At 64.2% G+C, this 12,498-nt stretch carries 10 protein-coding genes; 5 read left to right on the plus strand and 5 right to left on the minus strand.

What is annotated here, in order from left to right:
- Positions 1-396 precede the first annotated feature (396 nt).
- Together GF399_06735 and GF399_06740 are read left to right on the plus strand one after the other, a co-directional pair.
- A complete protein-coding gene (locus GF399_06735) occupies positions 397-1,704 on the plus strand; it encodes an NAD-dependent malic enzyme (GenBank protein MBD3400011.1) in 1,308 nt (435 codons plus the stop codon).
- Positions 1,705-1,969: 265 nt separating this feature from the next.
- A complete protein-coding gene (locus GF399_06740; GenBank protein MBD3400012.1) occupies positions 1,970-2,599 on the plus strand; it encodes a hypothetical protein in 630 nt (209 codons plus the stop codon).
- Positions 2,600-2,791: 192 nt separating this feature from the next.
- On the opposite strand, the gene GF399_06745 is transcribed toward GF399_06740, so the two are convergent.
- Genes GF399_06745 through GF399_06765 form a run of 5 tightly spaced genes read right to left on the minus strand, consistent with a single transcriptional unit; the run spans position 2,792 to position 9,268 of the window.
- On the minus strand, positions 2,792-3,544 hold the full coding sequence (locus GF399_06745) for a tetratricopeptide repeat protein (GenBank protein MBD3400013.1): 753 nt from the start codon (positions 3,542-3,544) through the stop codon (positions 2,792-2,794).
- Between the two features lie 4 nt (positions 3,545-3,548).
- On the minus strand, positions 3,549-4,187 hold the full coding sequence (locus GF399_06750; GenBank protein MBD3400014.1) for a hypothetical protein: 639 nt from the start codon (positions 4,185-4,187) through the stop codon (positions 3,549-3,551).
- A 31-nt stretch (positions 4,188-4,218) separates the two neighbouring features.
- Complete coding sequence (locus GF399_06755; protein MBD3400015.1) at positions 4,219-5,331, minus strand: hypothetical protein; 1,113 nt, start codon at positions 5,329-5,331, stop codon at positions 4,219-4,221.
- A gap of 43 nt (positions 5,332-5,374) precedes the next feature.
- The gene (locus tag GF399_06760) at positions 5,375-6,283 is read right to left on the minus strand and encodes a hypothetical protein (GenBank protein ID MBD3400016.1); all 909 of its coding nucleotides are present in this window, start codon (positions 6,281-6,283) and stop codon (positions 5,375-5,377) included.
- A 3-nt stretch (positions 6,284-6,286) separates the two neighbouring features.
- Positions 6,287-9,268, minus strand: a complete 2,982-nt coding sequence (locus GF399_06765; GenBank protein ID MBD3400017.1) for a hypothetical protein — start codon at positions 9,266-9,268, stop codon at positions 6,287-6,289.
- Between the two features lie 410 nt (positions 9,269-9,678).
- Between GF399_06765 and mgtE the strand changes: the two genes are divergently transcribed.
- The 3 genes from mgtE (at position 9,679) to lepB (ending at position 12,274) form a co-directional block, all read left to right on the plus strand.
- Positions 9,679-11,043 carry a magnesium transporter gene (gene mgtE / locus GF399_06770; protein ID MBD3400018.1) on the plus strand — a complete coding sequence of 455 codons (1,365 nt, stop codon included), beginning with the start codon at positions 9,679-9,681 and terminating at the stop codon, positions 11,041-11,043.
- Between the two features lie 120 nt (positions 11,044-11,163).
- Positions 11,164-11,652: a hypothetical protein gene (locus GF399_06775; protein ID MBD3400019.1), complete on the plus strand. Its 489-nt coding sequence runs from the start codon at positions 11,164-11,166 to the stop codon at positions 11,650-11,652.
- Positions 11,639-12,274, plus strand: coding sequence for a signal peptidase I (gene lepB / locus GF399_06780; protein MBD3400020.1), 636 nt, complete (start codon positions 11,639-11,641; stop codon positions 12,272-12,274). The genes GF399_06775 and lepB overlap by 14 nt, the downstream gene beginning before the upstream one ends.
- Positions 12,275-12,498: the final 224 nt, after the last annotated feature.

The following is a 12,498-nucleotide window of genomic DNA, read 5'->3' on the forward strand; positions in this document are numbered from 1 at the left end:
AAGGCCTACCACGGCGGTTTCAAGCACAAGTTCAGTCTCTTCATCAGGGAGATGGAGTTCAGATTCAACCAAAGAAACGATCCCGGCATGATAGACTACCTAAAAAGCATCCTGATTGGTCCATGATCGTGTGTGATCCCAAGCTTTTTTTACTCTATGCAACCACAAGGTCGTTGTCAAGTTGAAATTCGCGCCTTCTCATTCTGCCCAGAAGCCTGTGTTTGTACTTTGACTGTTCTTTGAAGCTCGATTTCCAGTCATCCATGATCGCTTGACAGCCCCCCGGCGGCGGCCTATACTTCCCCCCGGTTACCGTATTCACAAATCCCGCGCCCCATAACGGGGCGCCGACACTTGCGACACAGGGGGTTCGCCTTGGGCAAGAAGCAGCAGAGCCTGGTCACCTACACCAAGCAGGAGGCGCTGGACTATCATAACGCCAACTTCGCCGGCTCCGGCAAGATCGAGGTCGTCAGCAAGGTCCCGGCGCGCAACGCCAAGGACCTGACCCTGGCCTACACCCCCGGGGTGGCCCAGGCCTGCCGCGAGATCGCCGCCGACGTGACCCGGGTCCACGACTATACCGCCAAGGACAACACCATCCTCGTCGTTACCGACGGTACGGCCATCCTCGGTCTGGGCGATATCGGCCCCGAGGCCGGTCTGCCGGTGATGGAGGGCAAGAGCGTCCTGTTCAAGATGCTGGCCGGCGTGGACGCTTTCCCCATCTGCCTGCGCACCACGGACACCGAGGAGATCATCCGCACGGTCAAAGCGATGGAGCCCGGCGTCGGCGGCATCAACCTCGAGGACATCTCGGCGCCGCGCTGCTTCGAGATCCTGGCCCGCCTGCGCGACGAGATGGATATCCCCGTCTTCCACGACGACCAGCACGGCACGGCCGTCGTCGTCCTGGCCGCGCTTTACAACGCGCTCAAGCTCGTCGGCAAGCGGATGGGCGAGGTCAAGGTCGTCGTCAACGGCGCCGGGGCCTCCGGCATCGCCGTAACCAAGCTGCTGATGACCGCCGGCGTGGCCGACGTCATCCTTTGCGACTCCCGCGGCGCCATCTACGAGGGCCGCACCGACAACATGAACCCCTTCAAGGACGAAATCGCCCGGGTCACCAACCGCGAGGGCGTTCAGGGCTCCCTGGCCGACGCCGTCAAGGGCCGCGAGGTCTTCCTCGGCCTCTCCGTGGCCGACCAGCTCTCCCAGGACATGGTGCGCTCGATGGCCGACGAGCCGATCGTCATGGCCATGGCCAACCCCGACCCGGAGATCATGCCCGAGGACGCCGCCGCGGCCGGCGCCCGGATCATCGCCACCGGCCGCTCCGACTACCCCAACCAGATCAACAACGTCCTGGGCTTCCCCGGCATCTTCCGCGGCGCCCTGGACGCCCGGGCCTCCGACGTCAACGAGGCCATGTTCCTGGCCGCCGCCAAGGCCGTCGCCGAGCTGATCCCGGAAGACGAACTCAGCGAGGACTACATCATCACCAAGCCGACGGATCCCCGGGTGATGCCCGCCGAGGCCGCCGCCGTGGCCCAGGCCGCCATGGAGACCGGCGTAGCCCGTCGCCGAGTCGACATCGAGGACGTCAGGCGCCAGTGCGAGTACTTCATCGAGGTCAACCGCGAGCGCTACGACTTCTTCGAGAAGTACGTCGAAGACCATCCGGCCCCGGCGCGGATCGTCTAGCCGTTATCGAACAGTTAGGTTATCCGGGCGGGGCCTGAGCCCCGCCCGTTCTCTTACCCATCGCAGCGGGCCCGTCACGCTTGTTGCATTCCGCGGCCTCCCTCGTCGGGAGTCCGCGGGCAACAAGCGCGCCGGGCCCTCGTTTGTCGTGTTTGGGCGGTGTCGGAGGGGTGCCGACTGATAAACAAGCTTTCTGATGACTATGGTCTGTTGTTATTTTTCTTTCACGGATTGTATGCTGTATTTACCCTAAAAAAGGAGGAAGATGCTGCTAGAAGAAGAAGGGGTCACTCCCCATGGGCTAGCCGGAGGTGCCGGTCAGACAAAAGGCGTGCAGCCCGACCCTGGTCCTTTCACCCAAGGCGAAACCGGAGATGATGAACCGGGCGGTGAAAGCAAAGTCTCACTAAGAGATGAGCGTGAGTCGGAAGCGAAGCATATTATGGAATCGCTGGCCGTCCTGCGTAACTCGATCCCTGAAGCCACCAAGAAGATCAACCGCAGTTTCAGCTCGATCATCTGGATGAACTGGCTGGCCTTCGTCATCTCTTTAGGGCTCATCGGGGTACTCATCTACCAGCTCATTGCAGGCGAAGCGAGCTGGGAATACCTGGCGGCCGGCGGTGGCGGTCTACTTGTTCTGTTATTCAGCTTCCTGGCAAAACCCCAGTTGCGCCTGCAGCGCAGCATGTTCAACCTCAGCCGCCTGCAGATTATTGTTTACGCTTGGTTCTCCCATTTCACCAACTGGGACATCTATCTCACCAATGTGACCATTGGGGATAAGGTATCTGAACGGGTTAAGAAGCTGATTACTGAAAGTGGTTATGACATCGTCACCAAGATGAAGAATCTGTTCGCTTTGATTGAGGATTTGGAAGACGACCTCAGCTAGTTGGCCTTCACTTTCAATCCGGGCCGACCTTCAGGTCGGCCCCTACAGTTTGGCGCGGAATCAAAACGGGCGGCTGAGGACAGCCGCCCCGACGTATGGCGCTAGTAGGTGTACGGTCTTGTTAGTCAAAGGGGTCGCCCCGAGGGTCGGCCCCGTTGCATAACGTAATGGCAAAAATCGACCAGTTGCGCACTAAAAATCCCCGTCGAGGGCCTCGATTTGCTGCGCCGCGGCGCCGGCCAGGGGGCTGTCGGGATCGGCCTCGATGGTCTTGTTGTAGTAGCGAACGGCCTCGGAGCGCAGGCCCTGCTTATGGTAGATCACCCCGAGGTGGAAGAGGGTCTCGATACGGTCGTCGTCGTATTCGAGGGCGGTCTTGAAGGCGTCCTCGGCGGCGGTCAGTTGGCCCCGGGCGTCATAGACCATCCCCAATCCGTCGTAGGCCCGAGCCAGGTCGGCCTCGAGGTCGACGGCGGTCAGGAACTGGGTCTCGGCCTTGTCGTACTGTTTGAGGCCCAGATAGGTCAGACCGAGGTTGGAGTAGACCGCCGGGTCCTCCGGTGTGACGTCGACGAGGCGCCGCAGGTAGGGCAGGGCGTCCTCGAAACGGCCGAGCTGCATGGCCAGACCGCCGGCCTCCTGCAAGGCTTCGACGTTGGCGGGCTCGAGCTCGAGGCAGTAATCGTAGTAGTTGAGGGCCTCGTCGTACTGTCCGCGGGCGGCGAATGTCCGGCCCAGCCAGTAGTAGCTCTCGGAGCCTTCGGGCAGCTCGACGGCGGCGGACTTGAACTTGGCCTCGGCTTTATCGTATTCACCGGCCTCGAAGTAGGCGATGCCTTCCTCGAGGAGATCCTCGGCGTTGAGGACGCGGAACAGATCAATGGCCCCGGCGGCGACGACCAGACCGAGCAGGGCGGCGACTAAGATCGGCTTGAAATAGCGCATGGTTCTACTCGAGGGTCATGGTGTCGAAGTACAGCTCCCCGGCACCGTGGTTTTGGGTGGGCAAGACGACGAGGTAGATACGGGTCAGGGCGAGGGGCGGGTGGCGGCGGGCGTGCTCGTCGGTCAGGCCGACGAGGTCGCTCTGCCGCAGCCGGCACTCGCGCCAGGAGTTCTTCCAGTCGACGGCGCCGGTCAGGTCACCGACGAACTTGGCGCCGGTGGCGTCGATGAACTCGGCGCGCAGCCAGCCGTCGGAGCCGTCGCCGTAGACCCAGACGCTGAGCTCCTGCCAGTTGAGGGGCAGCAGGTGGGAGGTCTCGGCATAGGCGGCGGCGGTTTCTCCCCGGGCGCCGCTGAAGTCGTAGACCAGCTTTGCCGAGTACTGACCCTCCCTGACGGGTTCGTCGCCGAAGCTGTGGGTCAGGTAACCGTCGACGGCGGCGGGATAGGAGCTGAAGGCCCAGCCGTTCATCTCCTCGAAATCGGCGATGACCCGGTCGGCGGTTGCCGCCACCTGGGGGGCTTCGGGGGCCTGACGGGGCGGGGTCTCCCGGGCCGGGGTGATCACCGGCGGCTCGGGCTCCTCGCGGCAGCCGGCGATGACGAGCGCCAACAGTGGCAGTCCCGTCAGAACGATCTTCATGGGCGACAGGTTTCTTTTCACGGGCCGTAACTCAATCGAGGTCTTCGTCGGGGGCCGGCGGGTTGTCGAAGTGGTCGGCCACCTGGCGGATGTCGGCGGTCCGCTCGGCGGGCAGGAACATCACTGCGTCGTCGGTTAGGACTATGACCATGTTACGCTGCTCGATGAGGACCAGTTGCAACCCGGTGGCATTGTAAATCAGATTGTCCTCGCTGTCGATCATGTAGGGCGGCGGACCATCGGCGGTGTTGACGATGGTGTTGCCGGTGGCGTCGGGGGAGAAGACCCGGCGCAGGCTGGTCCACTGCCCCAGATCGTCCCAGCCGAAACTGGCCGGGACCATCACCACGTTGCCGGCGTTCTCCATCACCGCGTAGTCGATCGAGATCGAGCGCACCGTCTGGTAGCAGGATTCGACGAGTTCGGGCGGTGTGGGGATCGCCGGATCCGAGCCCAGCGGCTCCAGGGGCCAGTAGACCCCGGGGGCGCTCTCCTCGAGTGCCCGCAGGATGATCGAGCTGCGCCAGATGAACATCCCGGAGTTCCAGTAGTAGCCCGGCGTCTCGGCGAAACCGACGGCCCGGGTGTAGTTGGGCTTCTCGGTGAAGCGCTCGACGGGCTGGCAGTCGACGCCGGGGACGTCGCAACTCTCCCCGGTTGTTTTGATGTAACCGTATTGGGTTTCGGGCCGAGTGGGCTCGATGCCCAGCACGACGAGGGCCTCGCGCCGGACGGCCACCTCGACCGCACCGAGGATGACCTCGGCGAAGCCGTCGCGGTCGACGACGCGCTGGTCGGCGGGTAACATGACCAGGATCGGATCGCCGAAGCGCTTGCGGGCCTCGAAGGCGGCGTAGGCCACACAGGGGCCGGTGTTGGCGCCCTTGGGTTCCAGCAGATAGTTCTCCTCGGGCAGCTCGGGCAACTCGGCGGCCAGGACCTCGATCAGATCGCGCCGCGTCACCAGCAGGATGCGCTCCAGGGAGGTCAGCAGCAGGGCACGCTTGAAGGCGGCGCGCAGCAGGCTCTCCTCACCGCCGAAGTGCAGCAACTGCTTGGGTCGGCTCTTCTTGGACAGGGGCCAGAAGCGCTGGCCGCTGCCGCCGGCCATCAGGGCGACGACGGGCTTTTCCATCTCAGTCAAGGTTACTCCCGATTGTGTTGAAGGCGCTCGAGACGGCTCGGGGTCAGGGCTCGCGGGGCAACAGGCGGTGGTAGCCCAGCTTTTCGGCCAGGCCGCCGGGGCCGTTGAGGGGCACGGCGACCAGAGCGCGCCACCAGCCGTCGCCCAGTTCGGCGCGTTCGACGACGCGGTAGCCGGGCAGCTCGTCGAGTTGGACCTCGAGGCGCACCTGCTCGTTGATCCGCACCACGGCCAGCTTGAGAGCCTCTACTACGGCGGCGCGCAGGGCCAGATAGCGGCCGCGGGCGGTGCCCCGGTACTCGACGGGGGCGCGGCCGGTCCCCGCGGCGTAGAGCAGGTCGTCGGCGAAAACGAAACCGGCGGCGTCGGCGTCCAGGTAGAGATCGTTCCACTCCGGCGTGGGCCGCCACAGCTCGTCCCGCCTGGAGAACGTCCACTCCAGTTCACGCAGGTAGACGGCCTCGTCGGTGGCCAGGGGCAGACCGCCGTCGGCATAAACGAGGACGCGCAGGGTGCCGTCGGCACCCCGAGGAATGAGGCCGCCGGGGTTGGGACCGTCGAGGAGCAGATAGCGGGGATTGGAGCTGGCGAAGCGGGTGACGTCGCGGGAGGACTGCCAGAGACGCCAGTGCTCGTCGAGGTCGGAGTTCGCCGTCACGGCGGGCGCCGGGTTGCTTGAATGATCGTAGACGTAGACGGCGAGACCGTCGCCGGGACGCACCGCCCACCAGTCCACGGCCAGGGCGAAGCTGACGGCCCAGGGCGGCGGGGTGACCGAATAGACGACCCAGGAGCCGGCGGGTCCGCCGAGGAGTTGCAGTTCCTCCCCGGCGGTTTCCCGGATCAGCCCCCGGGTCCGTTCGTAGTCCACCGCCGCCTGTTCGTGGGCGTTCACCGGCGCCGCGACCGCCAGGGCGATCGCCGCCAGCCCGAGGGCGGAGATGAACTTCATCGCTTACTCCAGCGAGGCTTCCAGCTCGTTGATCAACTCTTCGACCCGAGCCATGTTGCGCCCTTCGGCCGCCCAGTCACCGGTACGACGGGCCTCCATCGCGGCGTTCCAGGCGTCGGCGAGTTCACTGGTCAATTCGAGGACGCCGGCGGGCAGCTCGCTCTCGGTCGTCGGGGCCAGCCCGACCTCCTCCAACGCTTCGGCGGCCTCCTCGACCTCGGCGGTCTCGGCCTCCTCGGCCTCCGCGGTCTCCTGTTCCGGCGGGAAGAGGCTGTTGAGCGCCCGGCGCAGGCTGTCGGACATATCGACATCGCCGCCCTGGACGCTGCGGGGGTACATGGCGATATTGTCCCCGTGAGCCAGTACGATCAGAGCGATCTCCGGGATCGGCTCGTCGCTGGCCCGCAGGTAGATGGGCTGGACGTAGAGCACCGAATCCTCGATCGGCAGGATGACCATTCGGCCCTCCTGGACGTTGGAACTGCCCTCGGACCACAACGACTGGGCCTGGGAGTAGGCCGGGTCCTGGGCGATCAGGCTCTTGATCTGCTTGGGACCGTAGACCAGACGGGTGGCCGGGAAGGTGTAGAGGATCAGCTCGCCGTAATTGGGTTCGTCGCAGCGGGCGCACATCCAGCCGACCATGTTGTTGCGGTTCTCACCCTTGGGGACGAAGGGGGTGATCAGCAGGAACTCCTCGTTTTCATGGCGCGGCAGCTTCATCGTCATGTAGTAGGCGTTGAAGATCCCGCCGCTCTCGTTGCCCGGGATGACCCAGGAGTCGCTCTTCTGGTAGAAGACCCAGGGGTCGCGCATGTGGTAGCGGGAGAAAACCACGGACTGAACGGCGAAGAGTTCGTTGGGATAGCGGATGTGGTCGTGAAGCTCCGGCGGCATCTCGGTCAGGGGCTTGTACATTCCGGGGAAGACCTTGGCCCAGGTCTCGATCAGGGGATCGACTTCGGTGATATAGAAGTCCATCTTGCCGCTGTAGGCGTTGACGACGACCTTGACCGAGTTGCGGATGTAGTTGAAGCTCTCGGAGAGCATCGGTTCCGAGTAGGGGTAGAGCGCCGTGGTGGTGTAGCAGTCGACGATCCAGTAGATGCCGTCGTCGGTGAGCACGGGATAGGCGTCGGAGTCCTGGACCAGGTAGGGGGCCACCTGGCGTACGCGCTCGGAGACGTTGCGCCGGATCAGCAGCTCGCTCTCTGCGGTGATGTAGTCGGAGAGCAGGACGTCGATGTCGCCGACGAAGATGCTCATCAACAACCGGCGCCAGAAACCGCCGACGGGGATTCCGCCGCCGCCCTCGTAGTTGTAGTTGACGTTGACGTTGCGGTCGGCGTCGTAATAGTCGATCTCCTCGGCCCCGCTGGGGCAGAAGGCGTAGTCCATTTCGCCCTCGCCGAAGTAGATGCGGGGCTGGGCGATGTCGAGGTCCAGCTCGTCGATGTTGAGCGGGATGTCCTGGACGTAGGGCACGGGCTTGCCCGAGGGGGAAACCAGGTTGACCGGGTTGGCCACGGCGCCGTAGCCGTGGGTGTAGCTCAGGTGGCGGTTCTGCCAGGTCTGAGCCTGCTCGGGCAGCTTGTTGCTGTTGAGTTCGCGCAGGGAGACGACCATCGAGGTCTGGAAGCCGTCGATGTCGTAGCGGTCGATATCCATCTCCAGGAACTCGTAGTAATCGCGGAAGGTCTGCTTCTGGGTGTAGAAGTCGTTGAGCGGCGCCCAGTCCCAGAGGCGGATGTTGCGGATGGTGGCCTCGTTGTTGTCGATGTCGGTGCGGTTCAGCACACTGATGGTCTCGTCACCGCCGACGTCTTCGCCACCGCCCTCGAGACCGGCCAGCTCGACGAGTTCCTCCTCCGTGGTGCGCTGGAGACCGCCCTGCTCGCCGAAGGCCAACAACTGGACCTCGTCCAGCCCGTAGGCCTGTCCGGTGTAGGCGATGTTGTGTTCGATGTAGGGCTTCTCGTACTCGTACTGGTTGGGCTCGACGATGAAGTCCTCGACCACCCAGGGCACCACGCCCAGCAGGATCCAGGGCAGCACGATGAACACGGCCAGGATCAGCAGGATGGCCTTGAAGTTGTTCGACTTGAGCCAGGTCAGCAGGAAGAAGGCCGCGCCGAAGGCCAGGGTCAGCCAGAACAGCACCTGGTACATCGGCAGGTCGATGTTGACGTCGGTATAGGAGGCGCCGAAGACCCCGCCCCGGACGGAATGTAGCAGGTCGAACTTCTCCAGGTAGTAGCCCCAGGCCTTGAGACCGAACATCACCCCGACGAGGGCGAAGATGTGGCCCTTGACCAGGCGGGAGCTGCGCAGGTGCCAGGGGCTGCGTTTGCGCTTGACGCGCCGGGGACCGCTGTTGAGCAGCCCGTCGTCCCCCGTGCTGGAGCGCCGCAGGCCTTCGACCCAGATCATCCGCCGCAATACGTAAATCCCGACGACCAGCAGGGTGGCGATGAAGACGGCGCCGAAGAGCTGATCGTAGATCAGGCGGTAGAAGGGCAGCTTGAAGATATAGAAGGAGATGTCTTTGGCGAAGATCGGATCGGCGCTGCCGAAGGCCGTGGCGTGAATGAACTTCTGGTAGACCTGCCAGCTACCGCCGCTGGTGACGCCGTTGAAGATGGCGAACAAACCTCCGACAAAGAAGGCGAACAGCAGGTCGTGCTTACGCAGCTTGCCGCCCAGATCGGGTAGCGTGACCGCCTCCTCGGAGACGACCTGCTGGCCGGAGCGGCTGAAGAAGTGCGCCAGTAGCAGGTTCAGGGCCACGATGATCCCGTAGCCGGCGAAGACGATCAGGCCGAACTCCACCCCCGCCCAGAAGCGGGTCCAGAAGACGGACTCGTAGCCCTCGGCGTTGAACCACATGATGTCGACGAAGAAGTCCGTCAGCATCACGGCGATAACTAACAGGCCCACCAGGACGCCGATGGTTATCAGGATGCCCTTGCGGGAGAGCCACTTCATGGAATAACCCCTTCCCCCGGCCGTCCTCCGGCCGGATCGCGTCCCGGATCGCACTCCGGAGCGCCGCAATTCAGAAAAAGGACCAGACGGGATGTAACAGACTTGCCACTTAATTCGGGGAGTCCGCTGGTGTACAATGGTCCGTGACGTTCAGCAATCGCCGGCGACCCTGAGTGCGGGCGCACCATAAACGGTCGGTCGCGCACCGCAGGACAAATCCCGTCGGAACAGGTTTTCGTTTTAGTTCGTGTTTGAATCCTACCACCGGCGGCCGGTCAGGTCAACAAAGGCCCGTCCCGCGGCGCGCCGAACAACCCCGAACACCGCCAGGTCGGAGACGGTTTTCTTGACGCTCGACCAAGTTGGGTAGTAGCATAGGAACTCGTCAAAATGAAAGTGGCCTGAACCTGATGATAGATAATCTCGATAAGCAACCGATCGAGATTCAGGCGACCCGCCTGACCGAGCTGGCCAACAGCGGCGATGTCGACGGCCTTCAACGGCTGGCCGCCGCCGGTCATCCCGCCGACCTCTCGGCGGCCTTCGCCCAGTTGGACGAAGAACTCCAGTTGAGGCTGCTCGAACTCTGGCCGCCGCAGAGCGTCGCCGAGCTGCTGCTGGAAATCGGCGGGCACCTCGCCGTCGACTACTTCGCCGACGTCCCCGTCGAGCGCGCCGCCCGCGCCATCTCCGTCCTCGACGCCGACGAGGCCGCCGACCTGCTGGCCGACATCGAGCCGCCGCTGCGCGAGCGCATCCTGGCCGCCGCCTCCCGGGAAACCGCCGCCGAGATCAGCGACCTGCTGACCTACCCCGAGGACAGCGCCGGCGGCCGGATGAGCCTGGACTATGTCTCCGTCCCCGAAAGACTGACCGTGGGCCGCGCCCGCGGAGAGGTCCAACAGAGCATCGGCGACGAACAGCACATCAATCTTTACCTGACCGACGACGGCGCGCGCCTGGTGGGGGTGGTCTTCATGGAACGCCTGGCCTCGGCCGCCGCCGACAAACCGTTGCGGGACCTGATCGAAACCGACTACAAGACCGTCGGCCCGGCGATGGATCAGGAGGAACTGGCCGCCCTCTTCCAGCGTTACGACCTGCTGGCCGTCCCCGTCACCGACGACGACGGCCTGCTCCTGGGCGAGGTGACCGTCGATGACATCCTCGACGTCCTGCGCGAGGAGGCCACCGAAGACATCTTCAAGATGGCGGCCACCTCGGATGAGGAGCTCGAGGTCAGGAGCGCCTTCAGCGTCGTCCGTCTGCGCCTGCCCTGGCTGCTGGTCTGCCTGCTGGGCGCCCTGTTCTCCGGCACCATCATCGGCCTGTTCAGCTACGCCATCGAGCAGGTCATCGCCCTGGCCGGCTTCATCCCCGTGATCACCGCCATGGGCGGCAACGCCGGCCTGCAGTCCTCGACCGTGGTGGTGCGCAACCTGGCCCTGGGCCGGGCCGAACCGAAAAACATTCTGCGCTCGGCCCTGCGCGAGCTGCGCGTCGGCGCGCTGCTGGGTTTCTTCTGCGGACTGATCGTCGGCGCCCTGGCCTGGGCGGTCGGCGGCAACCCCATGCTGGGCGTCGTCGTCGGAACCGCGATGGTCGGCGCGATCATTATCGCCACCCTGGTGGGGGCCTTCATGCCGCTGTTCTTCAAGCGCATCGGCGTCGATCCCGCCTTGGCCTCCGGCCCCTTCATCACCACCGCCAACGACATCATCGGCCTGACCATCTACCTCGGCCTGGGGATGTTGATGCTCGACCTGTTACTCTAACCTCTTCAACCTGATCACGCAACGAAAGGGCTATTTGTGCAAGATGACGGCAACATCGAACAATCCCCGGATATTGAATCACCAACAGAAGAATTCCCCTCGGCTGAGGCAGAGGAAAACGTGAACGTCGAGATCGATCTCAACGCCCGCACACTGCGCGCCGAGGGTCCGCGCGATTTCGTCGAGGAGCAAATCCGGCGCTTCAACAAGCTGCTGGAGGAGCACCCGCGACGCTACGGACGCCGCGGTCGCGGCCGCCCGCGGTTAAGACCCGATCCCGCCGAGATGCCCGAACTCGTCCTCGACGGCACTCAGAATGCCCCACCCCTCGAGGAGTGGTTCTCTCCGGCCAACCCGCGCTCAAACTACCAGCGCTGCGCCCTGTTCATCTACTACCTCAAAAACGTCCTCGACCGCGAACCGATCATTCACGAGGACGTCTGCGCCTGCTTCCGCCACCTCGACCTCAAACCGCCGGCCAACATCCAGGTCTGCCTTTCCGAGGCCAAGCGCAAGTACGGTTTCGTCGAGATGCCGGGCAACGGCACCGTGCTACTCAAACCGGAGGGTGTAGAGTACGTCGAGAACGAGATCCATGAAGACGGCTAAACCCGGTTTGTTGGCGCGCCTTTCCCGCTGGCGACGACGCCAGCCCCCCCTGGCCGGACTGTTCACCGATCTGCTGCTAGTGATCGTCCTGCTCGTACTCTGCCGCAGCCTGGCCGTCCAGGGCTCCTACGTCCTGTCCGACTCCATGGAGTCCACCCTGTTGCCCGGGGACTGGCTGCTGACCGACACCCTGATCTACCAGCTGCGACAACCGCGGCGCGGTGAGATCGTCGTCTTCCCCGCCCCCCTCGAGCCCGGCCTGGATTACGTCAAGCGCCTGATCGCCCTCCCCGGCGATCGAGTCAAACTGATCGGCGATCGGGTGGTTCTCAACGGTGAACTCCTCGAGGAGCCCTACCTGTCAGCGGAGCTGCTCGCCGTCGATCCCGCGCCGGAGCGTATCAACGCCGCCGAGGAGCTTGTCGTCCCCCCGGGCGAATGCCTGGTGCTGGGCGACAACCGGCCCCACTCCAAAGACAGCCGCAGCTGGGGCCTGCTGCCCCTTGAGGACGTCTTCGGCCGGGTCGAACTGGTCTACTTTTCCTACGCCCCGGGGACCGAGGGTGAAGGCGTACGCTGGTGGCGCACCGCCGTCCCGCCGGACGGAGCGAGTCCCTACTGAAACTACCGTCGGCCCGCTCCGGCTGAACCCAACCCCTCCGGGTTGGGTTCTCTGTTTACGTAAGCTAGAGCCACCGTTTGGCGCGGACGATCCGGTCAGACCCCTGGAAAAACCCGCCGTCGGCAACCCCGAGCGACCGGCGATCCCGCACCGCCGGAACCGGCACGGTTTTTGCATCTCGGCGACCGTTACGGCTGCTGTTAACGGTCCGCCTCCGCAAAAAC

It is taken from the genome of Candidatus Coatesbacteria bacterium (assembly GCA_014728225.1).
Lineage (GTDB): Bacteria > RBG-13-66-14 > RBG-13-66-14 > RBG-13-66-14 > RBG-13-66-14 > WJLX01.

Excerpts from the sequence above, each read along its gene's own strand:
- GF399_06740 (MBD3400012.1), top strand. The coding sequence starts at position 1,970 with ATGCTGCTAGAAGAAGAAGGGGTCACTCCCCATGGGCTAGCCGGAGGT.
- GF399_06745 (MBD3400013.1), bottom strand. The coding sequence starts at position 3,544 with ATGCGCTATTTCAAGCCGATCTTAGTCGCCGCCCTGCTCGGTCTGGTC.
- GF399_06750 (MBD3400014.1), bottom strand. The coding sequence starts at position 4,187 with ATGAAGATCGTTCTGACGGGACTGCCACTGTTGGCGCTCGTCATCGCC.
- GF399_06760 (MBD3400016.1), bottom strand. The coding sequence starts at position 6,283 with ATGAAGTTCATCTCCGCCCTCGGGCTGGCGGCGATCGCCCTGGCGGTC.
- GF399_06765 (MBD3400017.1), bottom strand. The coding sequence starts at position 9,268 with ATGAAGTGGCTCTCCCGCAAGGGCATCCTGATAACCATCGGCGTCCTG.
- mgtE (MBD3400018.1), top strand. The coding sequence starts at position 9,679 with ATGATAGATAATCTCGATAAGCAACCGATCGAGATTCAGGCGACCCGC.
- lepB (MBD3400020.1), top strand. The coding sequence starts at position 11,639 with ATGAAGACGGCTAAACCCGGTTTGTTGGCGCGCCTTTCCCGCTGGCGA.